Here is a 24,644-nt window from a genome sequence, read left to right on the forward strand (position 1 = left end):
GGGCGGCAGCCCGGATTTGGGGACGGGGAGGCCGTGAGGTACAGTGGATGCAACCGAAGACCGCTGGTCGTCGTCGTGTGCGCAAGCACATGGTGATCGAAGCTCTGCAATGCAGGGGCCCGCGCAGGTGTCACGAACTTTCAGAGCTCCGTGCGCTTGCGCCGGAGCTCTTTTCATTTTCAGAGCGAGTGGTCGAGGCGGCGTCTCACCTCCGTGAGGCGCCTCGTACACACCAAGGAGTGACCATGGCGCAGAAGGATGCATCGGTTGCCGAGCTCACGAAGTCATTCGAGAACTCGTCCGCCGTTCTGCTGACCGAGTACCGCGGTCTGACGGTTGCCCAGCTCAAGGAGCTGCGCAACAGCATCCGTCAGGACGCTGAGTACGCCGTGGTGAAGAACACGCTGACCAAGATCGCCGCCAACAAGGCAGGCATCACCGCGCTGGACGACGACCTCAAGGGTCCGTCGGCCGTCGCGTTCGTGCACGGTGACTTCGTCGCCACTGCCAAGGCTCTTCGTGACTTCGCCAAGGCCAACCCGCTTCTCGTGATCAAGTCCGGCATCTTCGAGGGCAACGCCCTCTCTGCCGACGAGGTCAACAAGTACGCCGCGCTCGAGAGCCGTGAGGTTCTGCTGGCGAAGGCTGCGGGCATGATGAAGGCGACGATGGGCAAGGCTGCCGCCACCATCGACGCTCTTCGCGAAAAGCTGGAGACCGCAGAGGCCGCGTAAGCGACCAGCGTTCTCGTTCTACAAAAACCATCTATCTAGGAGATAAATCATGGCGAAGCTCACCACCGAAGAGCTGCTCGAGCAGTTCGCTGGTCTGACCCTCATCGAGCTCAACGACTTCGTGAAGGCGTTCGAGGAGAAGTTCGAGGTCACCGCTGCTGCCCCCGTCGCCGTCGCCGGTGCCGCTGGTGGCGCAGGCGCTGCCGAGGCCGAGGAGGAGAAGGACTCGTTCGACGTCGTTCTCGAGGCTGCTGGCGAGAAGAAGATCCAGGTCATCAAGGTCGTCCGCGAGCTCACCTCGCTCGGCCTGGGCGAGGCCAAGGGTGTCGTCGACGGCGCTCCCAAGGCTGTCCTGGAGGGCGCCAACAAGGAGACCGCCGAGAAGGCCAAGGCTGCTCTCGAAGAGGCCGGCGCGACGGTTACCCTCAAGTAATCTCGTCTGACGCTTCTGCGAAGGCCCCGGGTTCTCCCGGGGCCTTCGTGCGTTCCGGCAGGGTCAGGGACGAGGTGCGGATGTCGAGTTGCGCACCACGAGAGCGGATGCCGTCACCACCCGCTCGATGCCGGCATCCGGCCTCTCGATCTGCTCCTGCAGAAGTCTCACCGCTTCATGCCCCTGTTCGCGGGGCGACTGCCTGATCGTCGTGAGGCTGAACATCGCCGCATGCTGGTGGTCGTCGATGCCGACGACGCTGAGCTCGGCCGGAACGGAGATGCCCAGCCGGCGTGCGGCGATGGTGGCGCCGATCGCCGCCTCATCGCACACCCCCACGATCGCCGTCGGGCGCCGGCGTCGGTCTCCGAGCAGCTCCACAGCCGCGTCGTATCCTCCGGGCATGGTCGGGCCGGCGTCGATCAGCCGTGCGGCGTCGGCCAGGCCCGCCGCGCGCAGCGCTTCGAGATAACCGTCGGCGCGCCGCGCATCGCCGAAGCTCAGCGACGCCGCATCCGGCGCTCCGCCGATGAACGCGATATCGGTGTGGCCGAGGTCGATGAGATGCTCCGTGGCGATGCGGGCCGCGGCCGCGTCGTCTATCGAGACGGCGCTCGACCCCTCGCTGTACGGACCCACGCTCACGAGCGGGCGCTCCGATCGCTGCAGGCGCTCGAGCTCGTGAGCGCTGGGTTGGATGCCGACCGCGATGATCCCGTCGAAGCGCCGACGGGGGAGGACGGTGTCGAAGAGCCGATCCCTGGTCGTCGTGCCCTCGCGGATGCCGTACAGCGCGAGTTCGTAGTCGAGGTCGAACAGCGCCTCCTGGATGCCCGCGAGCAGTTCGGAGAAGAACCAGCGGTCGACCGCCGGCATGATCACGCCCACGGTCTGCGTGCGCCCGGTGGCGAGGCTGGTCGCCGAGGAGTGCGCGACGTACAGCAGCTCCGTCGCGGCATCCGTCACCCTCTTCCGGGTCGCCTCCGAGACGTATCCGTTACCGCTGAGAGCGCGGCTCGCAGTCGCCTTCGACACGCCTGCGCGTGCCGCGACGTCCGCGATCGTGCTCATCCGGTCCTCCTCGACCTTCTGCGACGTATGCCGTTGGACATCGTAGTGTGCGCGGGCGCAGAAGGGAACCGGTTCCACACTAAAGCCGAGGGAGCGCTCCCATAAGAACGTGCCCGATCGTGGAAGAGGATGCGAACTTGTGACCCTGAGGCATTGTGCCGGGGGTGGGGCCGCCGGTAGGTTGGCCTGGAATCGGTTCCCGATCGCGTCGCTGAGGGGCGCCGAGACTTGGGGACAGTTACTCGAAGAGGAGGAACCACATGGGTCTGTCACAGCGTTCACGGCGGCTGGTGCCGCTCGCATTCCTGGGGGTCGCGGGTATCGCGCTGGCCGGATGTGGAGCACCGGGTGGAGCGAGCGGAGGCGGTGGAGGGTCGAGCGACTCCAAGACCGTCACCATCTACGGCACGATCGTCGATGACGAGGCGAAGCTCCTCGCGGAGTCCTGGGCGGACTTCGAGAAGGAGAACGACATCACGATCAAGTACGAGGGCAGCCAGGACTTCGAGACCCAGCTCGGAACCCGTGCTCAGGGCGGGAACCCGCCCGACATCGCGATCTTCCCGCAGCCGGGATTGTTCGCCGACTACGCCTCTCGCGACCTGCTGAAGCCGGCTCCGGATGCGGTCAAGAAGAACGCGGAAGAGGGCTGGACGCAGGGCTGGGTCGACTTCGGCACGTACGACGGCACCTTCTACGGCGCGCCGCTCATGGCCAGCGTCAAGGGCTGGGTCTGGTACTCGCCGAAGAAGTTCGCCGAGTGGGGCGTCGAGGAGCCGACGAGCTGGGAAGAGCTGCTGACGCTCACTCAGACCATCAAGGAGAAGAGCGGCGCGGCGCCGTGGTGTGCCGGCTTCGAGTCGGGCGTCGCGACGGGCTGGCCCGGCACCGACTGGATCGAGGACCTCGTGCTCCGCAATGCCGGGGCTGACGTCTATGACCAGTGGGTCAAGAACGAGATCCCGTTCACCGACCCGCAGATCAAGGCGGCCTTCGACGAGACCGGCAAGCTGCTGCTGAACCCCGAGTACGTCAACGGCGGCTTCGGCGATGTGCGCTCGATCAACTCGACCGCGTTCGGCGATGTGGCGCCCAAGGTGGCCAGCGGTGAGTGCGCGCTGACCCACCAGGCATCCTTCCTCTCGGGCTTCTTCCCGAAGGAGACGAACATCGCCGAGGACGGCGACGTCTGGGCGTTCCTCCTTCCGAGCAAGAGCCCGGACGAGACGTTCATCACGGGTGGCGGCGAGATCGTCGGCGCGTTCAGCGACTCCGAGGCGACGCAGAAGGTGCTCGAGTACCTGTCGAGCCCTGAGTGGGCTGACAGCCGCCTGGCACTCGGCGGCGTGACCTCTGCGAACAAGGGCGTCAACATCGACGCCGTCGAGAACCCGATCCTGCAGGAGTCGATCAAGCTGCTTCAGGACGATTCGGTGACGTTCCGCTTCGACGGCTCGGACCAGATGCCGGGTGCGGTCGGCTCCGGCACCTTCTGGAAGGGCATGGTCGCCTGGATCAACGGGACCTCCACGGATGAGGTCCTCACGCAGATCCAGACCGGCTGGCCATCCAGCTGATCGGATGAGGAGGGCCGCCCGACGGGCGGCCCTCCTTTCTCACACCCGGTCCGCGCCTCGTCGCCCGGACTGCTGATTGGCTCCGTCTCATGAAGGGGAATCCGTGAACGCGACTGTGTTCTTCCAATGGATCGGGGCGCTCCCCCCGATCCTCCAGGCCGTCGCCGTGGTCATCGCATTCGCGGTGGTCGTGGTGGTCATCCTGTTTTTCGTCGACATCGCGCCGCGAAAGGGCGCTCTCTACACCGGCATCCGCCTGGCGATGTGCCTGCTCATCCCGTTCGCGGTGATGTGGTTCTTCAACTCCTACTACTGGGCGATGGGAGTGGCGGTCGCCGTCGGCGCTCTGTTCTTCTTCCTGGACTACCGATCCCGCGATGGCGCGGGATATCTGATCCAGCTGGTCGCTTTCATGGCTCCGGCGATGCTCCTGCTCCTGGCCGGTCTGATCCTGCCGTCGATCCAGACCGTGTACGCATCGTTCTGGAACTCGACGGGCCAGGAATTCGTCGGCTTCTCCAATTACCTCTGGATCTTCACGCAGTCCGACGGCGTCAGCTCGGTCGTGAACACGATCGTGTGGGTGCTGCTCGTCCCGACGCTCTCCACGCTGATCGGCCTCGCGTACGCGGTCTTCATCGACAAGACCCGCGGCGAGAAGGTCTACAAGCTCCTGGTCTTCATGCCCATGGCGATCTCGTTCGTGGGCGCCAGCATCATCTGGCGCTTCGTGTACGCGTACCGCGGTCCCGAGTTCGAGCAGATCGGCCTGCTCAACCAGATCTTGGTCTGGTTCGGCGGTCAGCCGCAGCAGTTCCTGCTGAACGGCCCGTGGAACAACCTCGCCCTCATCGTGGTGCTGATCTGGGTGCAGACCGGTTTCGCGATGGTGGTGCTCTCGGCATCCATCAAGGGCGTTCCCGCTGAGCTTCTCGAAGCAGCGGAACTCGACGGTGCGAACGCCTGGGAGCGCTTCCGGTCGGTGACCGTCCCGTCGATCCGGCCCGCGCTCATCGTCGTGCTGACGACGATCTCGATCGCCTCGCTGAAGGTCTTCGACATCGTCCGCACGATGACCGGCGGAAACTACGGGACGTCGGTGCTGGCGAACGAGATGTACACCCAGTTCTCGAAGTTCGAGGCGGGACGCAGCGCCGCGCTCTCCGTCATCCTGTTCATCCTGGTGCTGCCGATCGTCATCTACAACGCGCGCCAGATCAAGAAGCAGCGGGAGATCCGATGACCGACACCATGAAGTCAGACGCCGGCAGCAGCACGCGAGCGATCACGACAGGCGGCCGGTTCGAAGCATCGGCCGGACGTGCGCGCAAGCGCCTCAGCCGGCCTTGGGCCACCGTCGCATCGATCGTCATCGCCGTGGTGTGGACCATTCCGACGGTCGGGCTGTTCATCTCGTCGTTCCGCAACCGGGACGCGATCGAGACCACAGGCTGGTGGACGGTTTTCACCGATCCGCAGTTGACGATCGACAACTACGCTGCTGTGCTGCAGTCCGGCACCACTCAGCTGACGATCCTGGAGTCCTTCTTCAACTCGATCGTGATCACGATCCCCGCCACGATCATCCCGTTGATGATCGCGGCCATGGCGGCGTATGCGTTCTCGTGGATCGAGTTCAAGGGGCGCAACGCGTTGTTCATCTTCGTGTTCGCGCTTCAGATCGTGCCGATCCAGATGGCGCTGGTTCCTCTGCTGTCGTCGTTCTCTCGAGGAATCAACCTGTTCGGCGTTCAGGTGACGCTGGGCCTCGACGTCGCAGGCGGCTACGCGCAGGTCTGGATCGCCCACACGATGTTCGCGCTGCCTCTTGCGATCTATCTGCTGCACAACTTCATGTCCGAGATTCCGGGCGAGATCATCGAAGCCGCGCGCGTCGACGGTGCTTCCCGCGGACAGATCTTCTTCCGCGTGGTGTTGCCGCTCACGATGCCGGCGATCGCATCGGTGGCGATCTTCCAGTTCCTCTGGGTCTGGAACGACCTGATCGTGGCGCTGGTGTTCGCAGACGGCGCCGCCTCGCCGATCACGAAGGTGCTCGCGGAGATCACGGGCCGTGGTGAGGGCTGGTACCTGCTCACCGCCGGCGCCTTCGTGTCGATCATCATTCCGCTGATCGTGTTCTTCTCGCTGCAGCGGTATTTCGTGCGCGGCCTGCTCGCGGGATCGACGAAGGGCTGACCACCGGCGTAACCCTGGATCTCGGGTGGCGAGCGCGGACCTAGTCTGAAAGACATGTCCGATCACGCATTCGCCACCCGAGCCATCCACGCCGGGCAGGCGCCAGACCCCACGACGGGTTCGATCATTCCGCCGATCCACCAGGCCTCCACGCATGTGCAGGACGGCATCGGCGGGTTCCGCAACGGCTTCGAGTACAACCGCGGGGGCAACCCGACGCGGTCGTCGCTCGAGACGCAGCTCGCGGCCCTCGAAGGCGCCGAGAACGCACTGTCGTTCGCCTCGGGGCTCGCGGCCGAAGACGCGCTGCTGCGCGGCATCCTGAAGCCCGGCGACCATGTCGTGATCGGCAACGACGCCTATGGCGGCACCTACCGTCTCCTCACCCGGGTGTTCGCACCGTGGGGAGTCGCGACGACGACCGTGGAGATGTCGGATGCCGACGCGCTGCGCGCAGCGATCCGGCCCGAGACGAAGATCGTCTGGGTCGAGACCCCGAGCAACCCGCTTCTGAAGATCGTCGACATCGCGGCCATCGCCGAGATCGTCCAGGCCGCCGGGGCCGTGCTCGTGGTCGACAACACCTTCGCCTCGCCGGCTCTGCAGCAGCCGCTCGCGCTGGGCGCCGATCTCATCGTGCACTCGACGACGAAGTACCTCGGCGGACACTCCGACGTGCTCGGCGGCGCCGTGGTGTTCGGCGACGACAGTCTGTACGAGCAGGTCAAGTTCCAGCAGTTCGCGGTGGGCGCCGTGTCGGCGCCCATGGACGCATGGCTCACGACCCGAGGCATCAAGACTCTCGCGGTGCGGGTGCGCCAGCACTCCGCGAACGCACAGGCGATCGCCGAGTGGGCCGAGGGGCGCCCGGAGTTCGAGCGCGTCTACTATCCGGGGCTCGCCTCGCACCCCGGTCACGAGATCGCCGCCCGCCAGATGAGCGGATTCGGCGGGATGCTCTCGCTCGCTCTGGCCGGAGGAGCGGATGCCGCGCGCGGCTTCGCGGAGTCGACCGAGCTGTTCCAGCTCGCCGAGTCGCTCGGGGGAGTGGAGTCGCTCATCGGCTACCCCTCTGACATGACGCATGCCTCGGTGCGGGGCACCGAGCTCGCCGTACCCGAGAACGTCGTGCGCCTCTCGGTCGGCATCGAAGACGTCGACGATCTGATCGCCGACCTCGAGCAGGGACTCGCGAAGATCACGCGCTGAGCTGCGCCGATACGGATGTCGGCCGAGAATACGGATGTCGGTCGGCATCCGTCATCTCGGCCGACATCTGTCTTCTGAGCCGACATCTGTCAGACCGGCGCATGTGAGGTCGTGCGATCGCGGTAACATGGATGCTTCAGTCGAATCGATTCGACGGCATCCGCTCCTCTTCTGAAAGCTCTTTGTGTCTGACGCGCCCACGACCGATCCCCTCCTGACCGTTCCCGAACGCACCGCCACCGGCAGCATCCGCGTGCCCTCGGCGACAGGCGCGATCCGCACCCTCGGCTCGAACCCGGCGACCGCGCCGATCATGCTGCACCCCGGCGACTCGATCTCGAACGGGCGTCGCATCCTCTACATCGTGCTGCTGGGCGCGCTCACAGCTCTCGGCCCGTTCACGATCGACCTCTACCTTCCGGCATTCCCGGTGCTCGAGAAGGACTTCGACACCTCGGCGGCGGCGATCCAGCTGACCCTGACCGGAACCATGATCGGCTTCGCCCTCGGCCAGCTCGTCGTGGGCCCCTTGAGCGACAAGGTCGGGCGGCGCATTCCGCTCATCGTCGTGACGGCCCTGCACGTCCTGGCGAGCGTTGCCGCCGCCCTCGCGCCGACGCTGCCGCTGCTCAGCGGAGCCCGCGTGCTCATGGGCGTCGGCGCCGCAGCCGGCGGTGTCGTGGCGATGGCCGTCGTCCGCGATCTCTTCGGCGGCCGCCGGCTGGTCGTGATGCTCTCGCGCCTCGCCCTGGTCTCCGGCGTCGCGCCGGTGGCGGCGCCGCTGATCGGCTCGTGGCTGCTGACGCTCATGCCGTGGCGAGGGATCTTCGTGTTCCTCGCCGTCTACGGCGTGATCATGCTGATCTCGACGATCGTGTTCATCCCCGAGACCCTCCCCGCCGCTCGACGGCAGGACAAGGGCGGGGCGACTGTCCTGCAGCGGTACCGCTCGGTGTTCTCAGATCGCGTCTTCATCGGCGTGCTGATCATCGGCGGCATGACCTTCTCCGGACTGTTCTCGTACTTGTCAGCCTCGCCGTTCCTGTTCCAGCAGACGCACGGACTCGACGCCCAGCAATACGGCCTGCTGTTCGCCGTGAACTCCCTCGGCGTCGTCACCGGCGTGCAGTTCGCCTCGCGGCTCGCGGCGCGCTTCGGCCCGCAATGGGTCATGGCCTACTCGACCGCCGTCCTGCTGCTCGCGGGCGTCGCCATCATCGTCACCGATCAGCTGGGCCTCGGACTGTGGGGCACCGTCATCCCGCTGTTCGTGTTCATGACGGCGTGCGGCTTCACGTTCCCCAACGTGCAGGTGCTCGCCCTCGACCGCCACGGCAAGGCGGCGGGCACCGCGGCCTCCGTCATCGGAGCGACGAACTTCGGCGTCGCCGGCCTCATATCGCCCGTGGTCGGATGGATCTCGAAGGGCGCCGGTATCACCGCGACCACCATGGCCTCGGTCATGGTGGGCTGTGCTGTGATCGGCCTGCTGTCCCTGTGGCTGATCGTGCGTCCGCGCACGGTCGGCATGCTCGCACCCTGAAATAGGGAGAATGGAGCGATGAGACGACGGATGCTGTGGGGCTGGGGGGCCGGTCTGCTCACCGCCTCGGTGGTGCTGGGCGCGTTGATCGTGTTCGGCTTCTCCGAGCCGCCCGCCTTCGACGCATGGTGGAACGAGTTCGTGTCCGCCCATCGCGCTGACGCCATGGTGCACTTCGCCCTGGTGCTCAATGCGATCGGAGGCGGATGGATCGCAATCCTCGGGGTTCCTCTGCTCGCCATCACGATTCTGCTCCTCGCCGGGCGCTGGCGCGCGGCCGTGTTCGCGGCGATCTGCTTCGCGGCCAGTGCAGGGGCCGTGCAGATCCTCAAGCACCTGTTCGGCCGCGCGCGTCCTGACGACATGATCGTGGTGAGCGATTTCGGATCATTCCCCTCGGGACATACAGCGAACGCTGCGACGATCGCCCTCGTCGTCTGGGTCCTGTTCCCCCGGGTGTGGACGGCCGTCGCCGGTGCCGTGTGGATCATCGCGATGGCCCTGTCGCGCACGTTCTTGTCGGTGCACTGGGCCACAGACACTCTCGGGGGTGCACTCGTCGGCTCGGCCGTGGTGCTGCTCCTGGCCGCCGGCATGCTGCCGTGGGTGCGCGGCATCCGTACTTCGTCACACCCCCGAGGAGCTTGAGATGCCGATCATCCGTCCCTATCGCCCGAGTGATAGAGCCGCCATGTACGAGATCTGTCTCAAGACGGCCGATGCCGGGAAAGATGCCACCGGCATCCTCTCCGACGACTCCTTGTGGGGGGATCTCTTCGCGGTGCCGTACGTCGAACGCCACCCCGATCTCGCGTGGATCGTCGAGGCCGACGACGGACGGGCGATCGGCTACATCGTCGCGACGGAGGACACCGACGCGTTCTACACGTGGTTCCGCGACGAGTGGTGGCCTGGATTCCACGCGCGATATCCACGGCCGGCCGAGGCCGGCACGCGCGAGGAGCGCATGATCGAGTACGGCTACACCCGCGGTCCCGGAGCGGATCAGAACACGGCGGCCTATCCGGCGCACCTGCATATCGATCTGCTCCCGGAGACGCAGGGTCAGGGGCTCGGGCGCCGGCTGATCGAGACGTTGTTCGCCGAGCTCGAGCGACGGGGAGTGCCAGGGCTGCACCTCGGCATGGATCCCGACAACACGGGAGCCGCGGCCTTCTACGAGCGGTTGGGAATGGTGGAGCTGCCAACGGCACCGGGCGGAAAGAGCTACGGTGTCGCGTTCGGCTGATCTGCCGGCGTCCATTGCGGACCCGAACTCGCGGGCCGGGTTTGACCGTTGCCGTGCTGCGCGGCGATCATGAACATCAACGCGCCGATGGAGGCGCACGGGTGAGGAGCGGGATATGCAGCGTGGGTCGAACCTCCCTGCTGTCGGCGTCTACAACCAGGCGCTCGTCTTCGACCTCATTCGCCGGTCCGAGGAAGGGCTCAGCCGCAGCGAACTCGCCGAACGCACGGGCCTGTCGACGCAGACGCTCAGCAATGTCACGCGCCGACTCGCCAACGAGGGACTGATCGAGGAGACCGGCAAGGTCATCTCCGGGCCCGGAAAGCCCCGGACGCTCCTCGCGCTGCGGTCGGATTCGCGCTACGCGGTCGGCGTGCATCTCGACCCGGCCGTCGACACCGTGGTGGTGGTGGATGCCGCCGGCGCTGTCGTCGCTCGGACCGAGCAGACCCCCGGGGGCGCCGATGCGTCGCCAGATGAACTGGTGGCTCGTCTGGGGGACAGCGTCCGACAGCTCATCGTCGAGGCGCGCCTTCCGGCCGAGCGCGTGCTCGGGATCGGTGTGGCGGCACCGGGGCCGTTCGACCGTGACGCGGGTCGCCTGCTGAATCCGCCGCTCCTGCCCGCCTGGCACAACGTGTCGGTGCGCAAGGAGCTGGAAAGGGTCAGCGGGCTGCCGACCCTGCTCGAGAAAGACGTCGTGGCGACCGTCGTCGGGGAGCAGTGGTTCGATGCAGGGCAAGAGCTCGCCGACGCGATGTTCCTCTACTACGGCGCCGGACTCGGGCTCGGGCTCTCCGTCTCGGGGGCGCCGGTGCACGGCAGGACTGGCAACGCCGGCAATATCGCGCACATCGTCGTCGACCCCGAGGGGCCGGTCTGCACCTGCGGATCGCGCGGCTGCATCGGAGTGATCATGGAACCGCGGATGCTCCTTGCCCAGGCGGAGCGGGCGACTCCGCCGAGCGACATGGGAGATGCGCGGAGGCAGCTCGAGCTGCTGTCGTCCTTGGCCGCCGCCGGCGACGGGGGAGTGCTTGCGGCCTTGGAGCGCGCAGGGAGGCATCTCGCGACGGCGATCGTCGAGGTGAACAACCTCCTCGATCTCGGCATCGTCGTCCTGGGGGGTCCCGCGTGGTCGAGGCTCGGTGAGCGGCTTCTCCCGGTGCTGGACCACTGGGTGCACACCACTGCGGTGAGCACCTCCACGGAGCCCGTGCTTCTGCGCCCTTCGCAGATCGGCGCGGACTCCGCCGCTGTGGGGGCCGCCTGCCTCGTACTCGATGACGCGCTCACCGCGCGGGCGTCGCGGCTCATGATCAGCCACTGACGGCGGTCTGCCGTCATCGCCGAACGGCATAGCGTTCTGTGACGGAACTGTTATAGGGTCGTATCGACCTATTTATCCCATTTGATAGGATTATCCGTCTGAGGGCCTCAACAGCGAGGTCCGCATGCAAAGGAGCAAAGCAGATGCGAACGAAGCCCCTCGCCGCCATCGGCGCGATCGCCGTCGGCGCGGTCGTCCTCTCGGGATGCAGCGCGTCCGGGGACGCGGAGACGTCCGACAGCGGAGACCGCACCATCACGGTCGCCTATCAGATGACGTCCGCGTTCCACCAGCTCGACGACCTCTTCCAGAAGGTCAAACCCGAGTTCGAGGCCGCCAACCCCGGTGTGACGGTGAAGCTCCAGCCGATCGAGTCCGAGGACGAGTACTTCACGAAGCTCGCCCTGATGAACGGTTCGCCCGACACCGCACCCGACGTGATCTACGAGGACACGTTCCAGCTGCGCTCCGACGCCGCCGCCGGCTATCTGCTCCCGATCGACGACTACCTCGCCGACTGGGACGACTGGGACCAGTTCTACGACGCCGCCAAGGAGGCGGGGCTCGGTGGAGACGGCAGCACCTACGGCGTCTCGATGGGCACCGACACCCGCGCGATCTACTACAACAAGGAGATCTTCGCCGCGGCAGGACTCCCCGCAGACTGGCAGCCCACCTCGTGGCAGGACATCCTCGACGCCGCCGAAGCGGTGAAGGCGTACAACGCCGACCTGATCCCGCTGAACATCTACGGCAGCAAGAGCGCCGGTGAGCAGACGTCGATGCAGGGGCTCGAGATGCTGCTCTACGGCACCGAGTCCACCCTGTACGACGCCGACTCCGACAAGTGGGCCGTGGGCTCCAAGGGCCTCACCGACGCTTTCGGCTTCTACGACACGCTCTACAAGAACGATCTGGCGACTCCGCTCGATCTCGCCCTCGATGCGACCATCGGCAGTCGCGTCTCCACCGAGCTGCTGCCCGAGGGGAAGCTCGCCATGGCGATCGACGGATCGTGGCTGCCCGGCGGCTGGATCAGCGGCGACGGCGCCTGGGACGGCTGGGAGGACAAGATCGGTCTCGCCAAGATGCCGACGCAGGACGGCGGCGACCCCGGCTACACGTCGATGTCCGGGGGCTGGACTCTCGCGGTCGGCTCTCAGACGAAGCATCCGCAGACGTCCTTCGACTTCATCGCGATGGCGCTGAACCAGGAGAACTCCCTCAAGTACGACACGGAGAACAGCCAGATCGCCGTCCGGGAGGACGTCGCGACCGACGACGCGTACCTCTCGTACAACCCGACGTTCGCGTTCTTCTCCGACCTCGTGAAGTACACGCATTTCCGTCCGACCACACCGGACTACTCGCAGATCACCAGCGCGCTTCAGCAGGCGACCGAATCGGTGATCACCGGAGAAGCCACACCCGAGGACGCGGCGAAGACCTACGACGATGCGCTCACCCAGATCGTCGGCACGGACAAGGTCGAGTAGGAAACCCGCAGTGACCTCCGCCTCCGCAACGCGCAGCCCGGTCCCGGTGCATACCGGGCCCGGGCGGCGCGCCCGCTTCCGCGACCTGATGCGCTCCGTCCCGCTGCTGCCCGCCGTGGTGCTGCTGGTCGTGTTCCTGCTCGGGCCGATCATCTATGCGATCTGGGGCTCGCTGACCAACCGAGCCCTCACGGGCTATCGGGCGGCGAAGCCCGAGTTCGTCGGACTCGAGAACTACTTCTCGCTGTTCACCGACCCGAATTTCTGGACGGCGCTGGTTCTCACGGTCGTCTTCGTGCTGTTCTCCGCGATCATCGGTCAGAACGTGCTGGGCCTCGGCGTCGCCGCGCTCATGCGCATCGGCTCGAAGTCGGTCAACAGCGTCGTCGGCGCGCTCGTCGTCGTCGCCTGGGTGATGCCCGAGATCGTCGCCGCTTTCGCCCTCTACGCCTACTTCTCGAAGGACGGGACGCTCAACGCGCTGCTGGAGGCCGTCGGTATCCCTGCGGTGAGCTGGCTCATCGAGTACCCGATGTTCGCCGTCATCCTCGCCAACGTCTGGCGGGGCACAGCCTTCTCGATGCTCGTCTACGGAGCCGCTCTCAACGAGGTGCCGCCCGAGGTGATGGAGGCCGCGCAGATCGACGGCGCGAACGCCGCCCAGCGCTTCTTCCTCATCACCATCCCGATGATCCGCCGCTCGATCTCGACGAACCTGATGCTCACCACCTTGCAGACGCTCGGGACCTTCGGTCTCATCTGGGTGATGACCAAGGGAGGGCCGGGCGTATCGAGTTCGACCCTTCCCGTCCTCGCCTATCAGGAGGCGTTCCAGTACTCCCAGATCGGCTACGGCACGGCGATCGCCGCGGTGACTCTCGTGCTCGGCGCGATCTTCGCGATCTTCTACATCCGCATCCTCAAGCCGGAGGTCGACTGATGACCGCCACTGAAGCACTCGTCCGCCCCGTCGTCGGGCGCGGCCCGCGGATCTCCGTCGCCTCTCCCGCGAAGCGCCGCTCGACGTGGCTCGCCAACACCGTCCTGATCGTGATCGGGATCGTGTTCCTCGTGCCGATCGCGTGGATCGTGTTCTCTGCGGTGTCCCCGTCGGCCACGGTGTCGATCTCGGTGCCGGAGAGCCTCACCTTCGACAACTTCGTCTCGGTGTTCGACTGGTCCATGACGCTGCTGCCGCTGTGGAACTCGGCGCTGATCTCGTTCGGCACGGCCCTCATCACCGTCGTCGTCGGCGTGCTCGCCGCGTATCCGCTCTCGCGGCACAACTCGCGCTTCCAGCGCGGCTTCATGTACTCGGTCCTGTTCGGCTCGTGCCTGCCGATCACGGCCATGATGGTGCCGGTGTACGCACTCTTCGTGCAGTTGAAGATGCTCGACTCGCAGGTCAGCGTGATCCTCTTCATGGCCGCGACGTCGTTGCCCATGGCGATCTGGATGCTGAAGAACTTCATGGACTCGGTGCCGGTCTCGCTCGAGGAGGCCGCATGGGTCGACGGAGCCTCCGCCATGCGGGCGCTGTGGACCATCGTCCTGCCGCTCATGCGCCCCGGCATCAGCGTCGTCTTCATCTTCGTGTTCACACAGGCGTGGGGGAACTTCTTCGTCCCGTTCGTCCTGCTGTTCAGCTCGGAGAAGATGCCGGCGGCCGTCGCGATCTTCACGTTCTTCGGCAACCACGGCGCCGTCGCCTACGGGCAGCTCGCCGCGTTCGCCACCTTGTACTCCGTGCCGATCCTCGTCCTGTACCTGCTCGTGCAGCGCCTCTCCGGCAGCAGCTTCGCGCTGGCCGGCGGCGTCAAGGGCTGATCCTCACCTCCGCGCACAACCCCACGATCCAGAAAGCACCACACATGCACGACCGCACCGCGCTCATCGAGATGCGCATCGACCGATTCATCCGCGAGCGCCTCCGTCCGGCGCGTCACCGGCTGAGCCACCCGCTCGAGGTTCGCGCCTGGGAGGTGCCGGGGGAGCCGGTGCCCTTCGCCGATGCACTCCGGGCTGACTACGCGCCCACCGCAGTCGGAGCCCCGTGGGGGCGCCCCTGGGGTACGACCTGGTTCCGTGTCAGCGGGGAGATCCCGACCGAGTGGCGCACGGCATCCGGCGATCTTCCCGACGGCACCCGGGCAGAGCTCGTCGTGGACCTCGGCTTCACGGCCGGACAGAGCGGCTTTCAGGCCGAGGCTCTCGTCTGGGGTCTCGACGGGAATCCGATCAAGGGCATCTCGCCGTTCAACAACACGGTGGCCGCGGCGGTCCAGCCGGACGGCCGCATCGACGTGCTGCTCGAGGCGGCCTCCAACCCCGACGTGGGCAGCATCTTCACGTTCGACCCCACCGACCTCGGCGACCCCGAGACCGCCGGTGTCGATCCGGTCTACGTGCTCCGCGTCGTCGATGTGGCCCTGCGCGACCTGACCGTCGAGTCCCTGCTCGACGACACCGTGATCCTGCGCGGACTCGTGGCCGAGCTGGATGCCTCGTCTCCACGACGCGCGGAGATCGTGCAGGCGCTGGATCGGATGATCGACCTCGTCGACCCGCATGACGTCGCGGGCACGGCGGCAGAGGGTCGCGAGGCGCTGCGGGCGGTGCTGGCGAGCCCCGCACATGCGAGCGCACATGTGCTGCATGCCGTCGGTCACGCGCACATCGACTCGGCCTGGCTGTGGCCTGTGCGCGAGACGGCCCGCAAGGTGTCGCGGACCTTCTCGAACGTGCTCTCGCTGATGGACGAGAACCCCGACGTCGTGTTCGCCAGTTCGTCAGCGCAGCAGTTCGCCTGGATCAAGGAGCGCTACCCGGAGATCTGGGAGCGTCTGGTCGAGCGCGTGCGCGAAGGACGCTTCGTTCCGGTCGGCGGCATGTGGGTCGAGTCGGACACGAACATGGTGGGCTCCGAAGCCCTCGCTCGTCAGCTCGTCGAAGGGAAGGGGTTCTTCCTCCGAGAGTTCGGGATCGACACCCCCGAGGTCTGGCTGCCCGACTCCTTCGGGTACAGCGGTGCTCTTCCGCAGATCATCAAGGCCTCAGGATCGAAGTGGTTCCTCACCCAGAAGATCTCCTGGAACGAGACGAACCGGATGCCGCACCACACGTTCCTCTGGGAGGGACTCGACGGCACGCGCGTGTTCACGCACTTCCCTCCGGTGGACAAGTACAACTCCGATGCGTCGCAGGCCGATCTCGCGCACGCGCAACGGAACTTCCAGGACAAGGGACGTGCCCGGGTCTCGCTGCTGCCGTACGGCTACGGCGACGGCGGGGGCGGGCCGACCCGAGAGATGGCTGCGCAGGTCGAGCGCGCGGCGTCGCTGGAAGGATCGCCGATCGCCCGGCACTCCACGCCGCGGGCGTTCTTCGAGCAGGCCGAGACCGAGTACCCGTCGCCCGAGGTGTGGAGCGGTGAGCTGTACCTCGAGTTCCACCGCGGCACCTACACGAGCCAGCTGGGCACCAAGCAGGGCAACCGTCGCAGCGAGCATCTGCTCCGCGAGGCCGAGCTCTGGGCCGCCACGGCGTCGGTCCGAACCGGACGCGCCTACCCGGCCGAGCATCTCAAGCGCCTCTGGCAGCTCGTGCTCCTCCAGCAGTTCCACGACATCCTGCCGGGGTCGTCGATCGCCTGGGTCCATCAGGATGCCGAACGCAACTACGCGGCGATCGCCGTAGAGCTCGAGCAGATCATCACCGACTCGCTGCGCGCGCTGGTCGGCGAGGGCACGCGCAGCCTCGTGGCCAACGCGGCCCCGCACCGGCATGCCGCGGTCGGCGCCTTGGCGATCGGCGAGGCGGATGCCGTCGCTCCCGTCGAACCGGTCGCCGTGGACGGCGGGTTCGTGCTCGACAACGGGCTCGTGCGCGTGACGATCGACGCGCGGGGTGCGCTGACGTCGATCGTCGACCTGGCGAGCGGCCGCGAGGTCGTGCCCGCAGGGCAGAGCGCCGGGGTCTTCCAACTGCACCGGGACACCCCGACGCAGTGGGACGCCTGGGACATCGACGAGCACTACCGCCGCAACGTCACCGATCTCCTCGACGTGGACGTCATGGAGGTCGTCGACGGCGCCGTGGTGATCTCGCGCTCATTCGGAGCATCGACGCTGGTGCACAGCATCCGCCTCGATGAGGGGTCGCGGACCTTGAAGCTCGCCGTCGACATCGACTGGCACGAGCGGCAGAAGCTGCTCAAGCTCAGTGTGCCCGTCGACGTGCACACCGATCACGCCGCCTCCGAGATCCAGTTCGGGCACATCGTGCGTCCGACCCACACGAACACCTCGTGGGATGCTGCGCGCTTCGAGACCGTGGCGCATCGGTGGGTCAGAGTGGGGGAGAGCGACTTCGGCGTCGCGGTCACCAACGACTCCACCTACGGCCACGACATCACCCGGCACCCGCGTGAGACGGGCGGCACGTACTCGACCGTGCGGCTCTCGCTCGTCAGGGCGGCGCTGTTCCCCGATCCGCAGCAGGACCAGGGCCGGCACCATCTGGAGGTGGGCATCGTCATCGGCGGCGAGCTCGTCGACGCGATCGCCGAGGGATACCGCACGAACCTCGCGGAGCGCCGCATCGAGGGCGCCGACGATGTGCAGCCTCTCGTCTCGATCGACCACCCGGGCGTGGTGATCGAGGCGGTCAAGCTCGCCGAGGACGGCAGCGGCGACGTCGTCGTCCGACTGTACGAGGCCCTCGGGCGTCGTGCCGAGGCGACCGTCACCGTGGGCTTCCCGAGCGGTGACGCCAGCGAGGTGGACCTGCTCGAGCGCGAGATCGAACGGGCCGCCCTGACGAGTCAGGATGCCGATGGCATCCGGCTGGCGCTGCGTCCGTTCCAGCTCGTGACGCTGCGACTGCCGCGGGTCTGACACAGCCGAAGGGCCTCCGTCCGCGCGGGGCCCTTCGGCTGTGCAGTGGTGACGGCGGGACTCCGCTCTTCGCTGCGCTCAGGGCTCCCCGAATCCCCCAGCATCAGATAAACGTCAAACGGCCCCCGCTTCGCGAGGGCCGTTTGACGTTTGGCGGTGACGGCGGGATTCGAACCCGCGGTTGCTTGCACAACACACGCTTTCCAAGCGTGCTCCTTCGGCCGCTCGGACACGTCACCAAGGAACAACCTGAACAGTCTATCCGATCGCCCGGGCGTCCTTTGACATGGGCCTAGGCCGCGGGGACCTCATCCAGCGAGAAGTACACGGGCAGGCCGCGCTCGCGGGCGATCTTCACGTCGTTGTCGGCACCCGAGGAGGCGCCGGGAAGTCTGAGCACCGCGTCGCAGTGCTGCAGCAGTCGGGCCGCGACGTCGTACATGACGTCCGACTGCCCGGTCTCGCCCGGTGTCAGGCCGCGCAGAGTCGGCAACGCGACCCACTCGCCGATCATCGGGACATGGCCGAGGCGGTGCAGAGGCGCCGCCGCTTCTTCGAGGCGCTCGAGGTTGCGCGCGATCGCGGCGGGGTCTCCGCCGGTGCCGGAGCGATAGGGGCCGGCGATGAGAATGAGAAGTGGATTGTTCATGTCGGACACTGTAGCGTTAACCGTGCAACAACATGAAAGAACAGGAAGAAACGAGATGCTGAGCGCGCAACGCAAAGAACACCTCATGGCTCTGCTCGCCGCCGACGGCAGAGTCGTGGCCAAGGCCGTCGCCGCCGACCTCGGCATCTCGGAGGACTCGATACGCCGGGATCTGCGCGAACTGGCCGATGAGGGCCGATGCATCCGCGTGTACGGCGGCGCCCTGCCGGTGCCCGCGGCAGACGCGCCCGTCGCCCAGCGACTGGGCATCGCCACCGACAGCAAGGACCGTGTGGCCCGAGCGGCGGTCGCGCTGATCGGGCCGGCATCCACGATCATCCTGGATGCGGGAACGACGACGCTCACCATGGCGCGGATGCTCCCAGACGACGTCACCGTCCTCACGCCGAGCCCTGCTGTCGCGCTCGCCGCGATGGAGAGCTCGAGAGCCCGAGTGATCATGATCGGCGGCGAGCTCAGCCGGCACTCGGCGGTCGTCGGAGGAGCCTTCGCGCAGGAATCGATAGCCCGGCTCGCCGCTGACGTCCTCTTCCTCGGCGTCACCGGCATCCACCCCGAGCACGGACTCACCACAGGAGAGCTCGATGATGCGGTCACCAAGCGTGCGCTCGCCGCGCGCAGCGCCGACACCTACGTGCTCGGCAGCGCGGAGAAGATCGGTGCGGTCTCGCGCTTCCCCGTGCTCTCCCTCGACGAGGTCTCCGGCATCATCACCGATCGCGAAGACCGCAACCCGCTCATCTCACAACTGCGCACCGCGTAAAATCCTTGGGTGGCAACACCCAAGATCATCCTCTTCTACGTCTTCACCCCGCTCGCCGATCCCGAGGCGATCCGGCTGTGGCAGCGCGACCTCGGCGAATCGCTCGGGCTCCGCGGGCGTCTGCTCATCTCGAAGGACGGGATCAACGGCACGCTCGGCGGCGATGTGATCACGCTGAAGAAGTGGGTGCGCAAGTTCCGCGGATACGCGCCCTTCAAAGACGCCGACATCAAGTGGAGCGAGGGCACCGGAGTGGATGCCGAGGGCCGCAGCCTCGACTTCCCCAAGCTCAGCGTCAAAGTGCGCGACGAGATCGTGTCGTTCGGCGCACCGGGTGAGCTGCAGGTCGACGAGAACGGCGTCGTCGGCGGGGGCACCCGGCTGACCCCGGAGGCTCTGCACGAGCTGATCGACGAGCGGGGCGACGAGGTGGTCTTCTTCGACGGCCGCAACGCGCTCGAGGCGCAGATCGGCCGGTTCCGCAACGCGGTGGTGCCCGATACCGAGACCACGCGCGACTTCGTGTCGCTGCTCGATTCCGGGGCCTACGACGACCTCAAAGGCAAGCCCGTCGTGACCTACTGCACCGGAGGGATCCGCTGCGAGGTGCTGTCGAGCCTGATGACCTCCCGGGGGTTCGGCGAGGTGTACCAGCTCGAGGGCGGCATCGTCCGCTACGGAGAGCAGTACGGCGACGACGGCCTGTGGGAGGGATCGCTGTACGTCTTCGACAAGCGCCGCTCGATGGACTTCTCCGACCACGCCGCCGTCATCGGGGTGTGCGCGGGATGCGGCGCGGCGACGAACCGCACGGCCAACTGCCCCGATCCTTCGTGCCAGACTCAGGCCGTCGTATGCGAGTCCTGCGAGGCCGTGCGCTGCAACGCACACGCTGCCTGACCACCGGGCACGCCGGCCTGACCACAGCGACAGGAGTCAGGCCAGCAGAGGAGCGTCACCGGCGCGTCCGGCGACGAGTGACCTCGGCATCAGCAGCGCTCTGACTCGCGCGGGCCGGTCGACGCTCGCGCGCAGACGATGCAGCACGTCTCCGAGCGCCGGCGCCAGATCGGCCGGCTCGGCCGATCTCGCGTAGCTCGCCCGCTCGACGGCATCCGTCAGCGTCTTCATCGCCTGCCCGTCAACGCCGTTCTCCGTCACGAGCCCGCGGGCTCGTCGACGCGGCGAATCGGCATCCGAGACCGCGATCTGCAAGTCGATCAAGGTCGCACGCAGCTCGGTCCAAGCCGCTCCCGCGTCTCCACGGCGCGCTCGTCCGAGCCGCATCGCACGGACCGCGAGGCGGATGAGCATCGGCAGCAGGACGATCAGCAGCACACCGAAGCCGCCGAGGACCACGGGCGTCGGGTCCAGACGCCGCAGTCCGTCGGCACCCGTCGCGCCGCCGCCGGCGTCGTTCCGATCGACCTCGGGAGCCGGGGTCTCCTCGTCGTCGGGTCGTGTGGTCGGCGCGGGCGTCGCCGAGCCTCCTGTTCCTCCGGAGGTCGCGGCGGAAGAGAAGGCCGTCGGCGTGCCCAGGGTCGCGGTCGGCTCGAACGGCACCCACCCGATGCCGGGGAACAGCACCTCGGGCCAGGAGTGCAGCTGATCGCTGGAGACCGAGTAGACGGCCTCGTCTCCGCGCTTCTCCTGCGTGCGTGTGCCGGGCAGATAGCCGACGACGATGCGGGTCTCCATGCCCAGGCTCTGCGCCATGAGCGCGAACGCTCCGGCGAAGTGGACGCAGTAGCCCGAACGCACCTCGAGGAACTTCGCCACGGCCTGCGCCCCGGTGCCGTCGAAGTCCTCCTCGACCGGAGTGTCGAGCGAGTAGATGAACTGCGTGCGGAACCAGCTCTGCATGGCGATCAGCCGGTCGTAGTCCGTCGTCGCCGTGGCCGTGACCTCCGCAGCGGTCTGCGGGATGATCTCGGGCAGCTCGACCTCGTCGTCGGCGGCGGACGTCTCCGCTGCCGACAGCGCCCGGATCTGCTCGAGCGACGGGGTGATGCTCGAGGACGCGACCGTGTAGTCGTTGCCGACGGCATCCGCGTTGCGCGAGACGAGCGTGCGGTTCTCGGGCATCACCATCCACGCGGCCCCCACGCCCTGCACGCTCGTGGCCGGATACGGCACCGGCAGCCACGAGCTCGACATGCGCAGCACCCTGATCGACGTGGTCTGCTCGGCGACCGAGACGTCCTCGCCCCATTCCGCAGGACCGAAGCCGGTGCTGGTCGACTGCAGCTCACCGCGATCGGGTACCCAGGTGCGGCCGTTGAAGTCCGACAGCGTCGTCAGGCGCAGGTAGGGGGCGGTCTTGCCGCTCGTCGCGAGCGTGAGCACCTCGACCGGGTTCGGCTGGCGCAGGTCTTCACCCAGGCGCAACGAGGCGTCGACCGTGACGCCGATGCCGCTGCCAGCCAGTGTCGCCGACACCGGGACGGCGGGGGCGACGACGAGAGCGGCCACGACGGCCGCGGCTCCCGCTGCGATGGCGGTGAAGGACGAGTCTCGGCGCGGTGCATCGGGGTGACGGCGGGCCGTGCTGCGGAACAGGAGGAGCACGACGATCGCCAGCAGCACGAACCAGACGATGTTGGCTTCGCCGAGCGTCACGATCATCGGGACCGCGCCCACCACCGCGACGAGCAGACTCGCGAGCACGGCTCCGCGTGTCGCGATGAGCTGATCGAGCAGGATCGTCAGGATCGCGAATCCGGCACCCATCAGGAGGCGGAGCCCCGGAGTGCTGTCGAGGGGCGCCGATCCGAAGAGCACCTGCTCCCAGGCCGTCGCGGTGAGCGATTCGAACATCCTCAGGGAGGTGGGCGTGGGCACGAGTCCGAACACGGCGGTGTCGCCGGCGACCAGCAGCGTCACCACGCCGATCGAGGCGAGCACCTGTGCGACGAGGGCCGAGAGCTCGCGGACCCACATGGGTCGGTAGCGCAGCGCTATGCGCATTCCGAAACCCACGAGCGCGACCGTGAGCACGACAGAGAGGACGGTGAACGACCATGTCCCGGGCGAGATCACCGAGGTGTAGGGCCACAGCGCAACGAGAGCGGATGCCGTCGCGAGCACAGCCGGGGCGAAGAACGCCTCGTGGCGCTCGTCATCACCGTGCCAGCTCAGGGTGGGCGGCCGTCGGCGCCGTCGCGGTCCGCTCGAGCCCAGTGCGACCAGCGCATCGAGGGTCTGTGCGGCCTCTGCAGCCGGCTCGGCGATCGTGTCAGTGCGGGACATCGCCGACTCCGATCCCCTCGGGAGAGGCTTCGGCCCAGGCGTCGGCGACGTCGGCGCCGAGTGTGGCGACGCGCCACCCACGGCGGGCGGCGGCCTGTGCGGCGCCGTCGCCGAGCCCCGTGGCGAACAGCATGGCGGCCGCGGCGCCGGCCGGACGCAGGGTCTCGGCGCCGTCTTCATCGAGGGCTCCCGTGATGTAGACGAGGGGGCCGGGTGGCGTGCCGCCGACGAGCGTGGTGATGTCTCGTGCACCGCCTCGGGGAGACACCATCGCGAGCGCCACGAGCAGCCCTTCGCGGTCGTCTTCGTGTCCACGCAGGGTGCCCAGCGCGTTGCCCGCGCTGTCGATCACGTCGACGCCGTAGCCCTCCTGCACCAGGTGCACGGCGACGGAGGCACACAGCGACACCGCCGCCTCGAACGCGGGATCCGCGTCGTCGCCGGGATTCTCCCAACGAGGGGAGCTCCGATCCAGGATGACGAGAGCGTCGGGGCTGGACTCCTCTTCCTCCTGCCGGACCATAAGCTGTCCGCGGTGCGCAGTGGCCCGCCAGTGGATGCGGCGCATCGAGTCCCCCGAGACGTAGCGACGCGGGGAGAGGTTGTCGCTGCCCTGCCCGAGTCGGCTCGACGACGTGTGCGCCGTGCCGCCCGAGGCGCCCACCTTGACGGCCAGCGGGGCGAGGGCGAAGACCTCAGGCACGACGGTGATCGTGCGCGTCTCGCCGAAACTCTGCTCGCGCTGCGCGAGGCCGAAAGGATCGACCGTCCGCAGCATCAGAGGGCCGATCGCCCAGACCCCGCGCCGAACGCCCGTGATCGGATAGCTGAGCCGCCCGTCCTCGCCCGGGTACTCGCCCGCCGCATCACCCGACACAGCGTCCGGCAGCACATCGCGCCAGAGACCGTGGGGGACCCGCAGCGCTCGCAGGTCGAATCGCACCGTCACCAGCGAGGTCTCGGACACCGTGAGCAGGTCGGTGGAGATCTGACGCGCGACGCTGCCGCTGCGACGGGGAAGCCGCACGACGAGCAACGCGATCAGCGTGACCGCGACGAGCAGGATGCCCACGTAGACGAGGATCGGCGCGCCGATGAGGTTGGCCGCGATCAGGCAGCCGATGCCCGCGAGCAGCGCACCGGTGCCTCGGAAGGTGAGGGCACGTCGACGTCGCATGAGATGACCGCTTCAGACGCGTGCGGCGACCGGGACTCGCACGCGCACCGCGATCTGCCGCAGCGCGGCCTCGACGGGCTGGGCTCCAGCTCGGTGTGCACCCCGCGCCGGAAGCAGACGGTGCGCGAAGACGGGGATCAGCAGCGAGGAGACATCGTCGGGGATCACGAAGTCGCGGCCGTCGAGCGCGGCCCGCACCTTGGCGGCACGGATCAACTGCAGGGTGGCTCGGGGGCTCGCGCCGAGGTGCAGACTGGGGTCGGCCCTGGTCGCCTGCGAGAGAGCGACCGTGTACTCCTCGATCGCCGGGGCGACGTGCACGGAGCGGGCGAAGGCGATGAGCTCCGAGACCGACGCCGCGTCGGTGACGGCCGCGACGCCGGCGAGCGGATTCACGGTGTCGCGCTGCCGGATCATGAGGGCCTCGGCAGCGGCATCCGGGTATCCCATCGAGATCCGCATCATGAAACGGTCGCGCTGTGCTTCGGGCAGCGCGTAGGTGCCCTCCATCTCGAGCGGGTTCTGAGTCGCCACCACGAGGAACGGCTCGGGCAGCATGTGGGTCGCGCCGTCGACCGTGACCTGGGCCTCTTCCATCGCCTCGAGAAGCGCCGACTGGGTCTTGGGGGAGGAACGGTTGATCTCGTCGGCGATCACGATGTGCGCGAACACGGCACCCGGCTTGAACACGAACTCCTGGTCGACGGGGTTGTAGACGCTCACCCCTGTCACGTCTCCCGGCAGCAGATCAGGGGTGAACTGGATGCGGCGGACCGTCGCGTCGATGCTCGCCGCGAGGGCACGGGCGAGCATGGTCTTGCCGACGCCCGGCACGTCTTCGATGAGCAGATGCCCTTCGGCGAGCAGGCAGATGAGGGCGCTGCGCACGGCTTCGGGTTTGCCGTCGATGACCTGGCTGATCGAGGCGGCGATCGCGTCGGTCCGCGCGGCGAACTGATCGGCCGTCATCGGAGACGAGTGGGAGATCTCTGACATGCGTTGCCTCTCGCGTGGGCGCAGCGGTGCGCGCGTGAACCGATCGTAACCCG

General features: G+C 67.5%; 21 protein-coding genes and 1 tRNA gene. 16 read left to right on the forward strand and 6 right to left on the reverse strand.

The genetic code is table 11. The annotated features are described in order from the left end of the window. Positions 1-245 precede the first annotated feature (245 nt). Both rplJ and rplL read left to right on the forward strand, forming a co-directional pair. Positions 246-734, forward strand: a complete 489-nt coding sequence (gene rplJ / locus ACI3KT_RS07025; RefSeq protein WP_045255761.1) for a 50S ribosomal protein L10 — start codon at positions 246-248, stop codon at positions 732-734. A gap of 49 nt (positions 735-783) precedes the next feature. Continuing rightward, a complete protein-coding gene (gene rplL / locus ACI3KT_RS07030; protein ID WP_292909382.1) occupies positions 784-1,167 on the forward strand; it encodes a 50S ribosomal protein L7/L12 in 384 nt (127 codons plus the stop codon). A gap of 63 nt (positions 1,168-1,230) precedes the next feature. On the opposite strand, the gene ACI3KT_RS07035 is transcribed toward rplL, so the two are convergent. Beyond that, positions 1,231-2,238 carry a LacI family DNA-binding transcriptional regulator gene (locus ACI3KT_RS07035; RefSeq protein WP_307298509.1) on the reverse strand — a complete coding sequence of 336 codons (1,008 nt, stop codon included), beginning with the start codon at positions 2,236-2,238 and terminating at the stop codon, positions 1,231-1,233. Between the two features lie 260 nt (positions 2,239-2,498). Between ACI3KT_RS07035 and ACI3KT_RS07040 the strand changes: the two genes are divergently transcribed. The 12 genes from ACI3KT_RS07040 (at position 2,499) to ACI3KT_RS07095 (ending at position 17,736) form a co-directional block, all read left to right on the forward strand. Then, complete coding sequence (locus ACI3KT_RS07040) at positions 2,499-3,815, forward strand: ABC transporter substrate-binding protein (RefSeq protein WP_404903335.1); 1,317 nt, start codon at positions 2,499-2,501, stop codon at positions 3,813-3,815. 103 nt (positions 3,816-3,918) lie between these two features. Continuing rightward, a complete protein-coding gene (locus ACI3KT_RS07045; protein ID WP_404903337.1) occupies positions 3,919-5,058 on the forward strand; it encodes a carbohydrate ABC transporter permease in 1,140 nt (379 codons plus the stop codon). Then, on the forward strand, positions 5,055-6,014 hold the full coding sequence (locus ACI3KT_RS07050; protein WP_404903339.1) for a carbohydrate ABC transporter permease: 960 nt from the start codon (positions 5,055-5,057) through the stop codon (positions 6,012-6,014). Before ACI3KT_RS07045 ends, ACI3KT_RS07050 begins: the two co-directional genes overlap by 4 nt. Positions 6,015-6,068: 54 nt before the next feature. Next, positions 6,069-7,223 (forward strand): cystathionine gamma-synthase, encoded by a 1,155-nt coding sequence (locus tag ACI3KT_RS07055; protein ID WP_404903340.1) that lies wholly within the window; start codon positions 6,069-6,071, stop codon positions 7,221-7,223. A gap of 184 nt (positions 7,224-7,407) precedes the next feature. Next, positions 7,408-8,766, forward strand: a complete 1,359-nt coding sequence (locus tag ACI3KT_RS07060) for a multidrug effflux MFS transporter (protein ID WP_373426301.1) — start codon at positions 7,408-7,410, stop codon at positions 8,764-8,766. Positions 8,767-8,784: 18 nt separating this feature from the next. Next, positions 8,785-9,414: a phosphatase PAP2 family protein gene (locus ACI3KT_RS07065; protein WP_404903342.1), complete on the forward strand. Its 630-nt coding sequence runs from the start codon at positions 8,785-8,787 to the stop codon at positions 9,412-9,414. 1 nt (position 9,415) lies between these two features. Then, positions 9,416-10,015, forward strand: a complete 600-nt coding sequence (locus tag ACI3KT_RS07070) for a GNAT family N-acetyltransferase (RefSeq protein ID WP_404903344.1) — start codon at positions 9,416-9,418, stop codon at positions 10,013-10,015. Positions 10,016-10,130: 115 nt separating this feature from the next. Next, the gene (locus tag ACI3KT_RS07075) at positions 10,131-11,345 is read left to right on the forward strand and encodes an ROK family transcriptional regulator (RefSeq protein ID WP_292910193.1); all 1,215 of its coding nucleotides are present in this window, start codon (positions 10,131-10,133) and stop codon (positions 11,343-11,345) included. Between the two features lie 143 nt (positions 11,346-11,488). Further along, positions 11,489-12,841 (forward strand): extracellular solute-binding protein, encoded by a 1,353-nt coding sequence (locus tag ACI3KT_RS07080; protein ID WP_292910195.1) that lies wholly within the window; start codon positions 11,489-11,491, stop codon positions 12,839-12,841. 10 nt (positions 12,842-12,851) lie between these two features. Beyond that, the gene (locus tag ACI3KT_RS07085; RefSeq protein WP_373426300.1) at positions 12,852-13,781 is read left to right on the forward strand and encodes a carbohydrate ABC transporter permease; all 930 of its coding nucleotides are present in this window, start codon (positions 12,852-12,854) and stop codon (positions 13,779-13,781) included. Next, positions 13,781-14,668, forward strand: a complete 888-nt coding sequence (locus tag ACI3KT_RS07090; RefSeq protein WP_292910197.1) for a carbohydrate ABC transporter permease — start codon at positions 13,781-13,783, stop codon at positions 14,666-14,668. The genes ACI3KT_RS07085 and ACI3KT_RS07090 overlap by 1 nt, the downstream gene beginning before the upstream one ends. Before the next feature lie 44 nt (positions 14,669-14,712). Next, positions 14,713-17,736 carry an alpha-mannosidase gene (locus tag ACI3KT_RS07095; RefSeq protein ID WP_404903345.1) on the forward strand — a complete coding sequence of 1,008 codons (3,024 nt, stop codon included), beginning with the start codon at positions 14,713-14,715 and terminating at the stop codon, positions 17,734-17,736. Between the two features lie 151 nt (positions 17,737-17,887). Here ACI3KT_RS07095 and ACI3KT_RS07100 read toward each other — a convergent pair. Continuing rightward, a tRNA-Ser gene (locus ACI3KT_RS07100) sits at positions 17,888-17,975 on the reverse strand. A 53-nt stretch (positions 17,976-18,028) separates the two neighbouring features. Next, the gene (locus tag ACI3KT_RS07105; RefSeq protein ID WP_404903347.1) at positions 18,029-18,385 is read right to left on the reverse strand and encodes a DUF4406 domain-containing protein; all 357 of its coding nucleotides are present in this window, start codon (positions 18,383-18,385) and stop codon (positions 18,029-18,031) included. Positions 18,386-18,440: 55 nt separating this feature from the next. On the opposite strand from ACI3KT_RS07105, the gene ACI3KT_RS07110 reads away from it, so the two are divergent. Next, positions 18,441-19,169: a DeoR/GlpR family DNA-binding transcription regulator gene (locus tag ACI3KT_RS07110; RefSeq protein WP_404903349.1), complete on the forward strand. Its 729-nt coding sequence runs from the start codon at positions 18,441-18,443 to the stop codon at positions 19,167-19,169. A 9-nt stretch (positions 19,170-19,178) separates the two neighbouring features. After that, the gene (locus tag ACI3KT_RS07115; RefSeq protein ID WP_404903351.1) at positions 19,179-20,069 is read left to right on the forward strand and encodes a rhodanese-related sulfurtransferase; all 891 of its coding nucleotides are present in this window, start codon (positions 19,179-19,181) and stop codon (positions 20,067-20,069) included. A 36-nt stretch (positions 20,070-20,105) separates the two neighbouring features. On the opposite strand, the gene ACI3KT_RS07120 is transcribed toward ACI3KT_RS07115, so the two are convergent. Genes ACI3KT_RS07120 through ACI3KT_RS07130 form a run of 3 tightly spaced genes read right to left on the reverse strand, consistent with a single transcriptional unit; the run spans position 20,106 to position 24,591 of the window. After that, positions 20,106-22,418, reverse strand: coding sequence for a transglutaminaseTgpA domain-containing protein (locus tag ACI3KT_RS07120; RefSeq protein WP_404903352.1), 2,313 nt, complete (start codon positions 22,416-22,418; stop codon positions 20,106-20,108). Continuing rightward, positions 22,405-23,595 carry a DUF58 domain-containing protein gene (locus ACI3KT_RS07125; protein ID WP_307298483.1) on the reverse strand — a complete coding sequence of 397 codons (1,191 nt, stop codon included), beginning with the start codon at positions 23,593-23,595 and terminating at the stop codon, positions 22,405-22,407. The genes ACI3KT_RS07120 and ACI3KT_RS07125 overlap by 14 nt, the downstream gene beginning before the upstream one ends. A gap of 12 nt (positions 23,596-23,607) precedes the next feature. Then, the gene (locus ACI3KT_RS07130) at positions 23,608-24,591 is read right to left on the reverse strand and encodes a MoxR family ATPase (protein WP_307298481.1); all 984 of its coding nucleotides are present in this window, start codon (positions 24,589-24,591) and stop codon (positions 23,608-23,610) included. Positions 24,592-24,644: the final 53 nt, after the last annotated feature.

It is taken from the genome of Microbacterium sp. ZW T6_19, assembly GCF_044987465.1.
Lineage (GTDB): Bacteria > Actinomycetota > Actinomycetes > Actinomycetales > Microbacteriaceae > Microbacterium > Microbacterium natoriense_A.

Coding starts and splice junctions, on each gene's coding strand:
- rplJ (WP_045255761.1), top strand. CDS start 246: ATGGCGCAGAAGGATGCATCGGTTGCCGAGCTCACGAAGTCATTCGAG.
- rplL (WP_292909382.1), top strand. CDS start 784: ATGGCGAAGCTCACCACCGAAGAGCTGCTCGAGCAGTTCGCTGGTCTG.
- ACI3KT_RS07035 (WP_307298509.1), bottom strand. CDS start 2,238: ATGAGCACGATCGCGGACGTCGCGGCACGCGCAGGCGTGTCGAAGGCG.
- ACI3KT_RS07040 (WP_404903335.1), top strand. CDS start 2,499: ATGGGTCTGTCACAGCGTTCACGGCGGCTGGTGCCGCTCGCATTCCTG.
- ACI3KT_RS07050 (WP_404903339.1), top strand. CDS start 5,055: ATGACCGACACCATGAAGTCAGACGCCGGCAGCAGCACGCGAGCGATC.
- ACI3KT_RS07055 (WP_404903340.1), top strand. CDS start 6,069: ATGTCCGATCACGCATTCGCCACCCGAGCCATCCACGCCGGGCAGGCG.
- ACI3KT_RS07065 (WP_404903342.1), top strand. CDS start 8,785: ATGAGACGACGGATGCTGTGGGGCTGGGGGGCCGGTCTGCTCACCGCC.
- ACI3KT_RS07070 (WP_404903344.1), top strand. CDS start 9,416: ATGCCGATCATCCGTCCCTATCGCCCGAGTGATAGAGCCGCCATGTAC.
- ACI3KT_RS07075 (WP_292910193.1), top strand. CDS start 10,131: ATGCAGCGTGGGTCGAACCTCCCTGCTGTCGGCGTCTACAACCAGGCG.
- ACI3KT_RS07080 (WP_292910195.1), top strand. CDS start 11,489: ATGCGAACGAAGCCCCTCGCCGCCATCGGCGCGATCGCCGTCGGCGCG.
- ACI3KT_RS07090 (WP_292910197.1), top strand. CDS start 13,781: ATGACCGCCACTGAAGCACTCGTCCGCCCCGTCGTCGGGCGCGGCCCG.
- ACI3KT_RS07095 (WP_404903345.1), top strand. CDS start 14,713: ATGCACGACCGCACCGCGCTCATCGAGATGCGCATCGACCGATTCATC.
- ACI3KT_RS07105 (WP_404903347.1), bottom strand. CDS start 18,385: ATGAACAATCCACTTCTCATTCTCATCGCCGGCCCCTATCGCTCCGGC.
- ACI3KT_RS07110 (WP_404903349.1), top strand. CDS start 18,441: ATGCTGAGCGCGCAACGCAAAGAACACCTCATGGCTCTGCTCGCCGCC.
- ACI3KT_RS07120 (WP_404903352.1), bottom strand. CDS start 22,418: ATGTCCCGCACTGACACGATCGCCGAGCCGGCTGCAGAGGCCGCACAG.
- ACI3KT_RS07125 (WP_307298483.1), bottom strand. CDS start 23,595: ATGCGACGTCGACGTGCCCTCACCTTCCGAGGCACCGGTGCGCTGCTC.
- ACI3KT_RS07130 (WP_307298481.1), bottom strand. CDS start 24,591: ATGTCAGAGATCTCCCACTCGTCTCCGATGACGGCCGATCAGTTCGCC.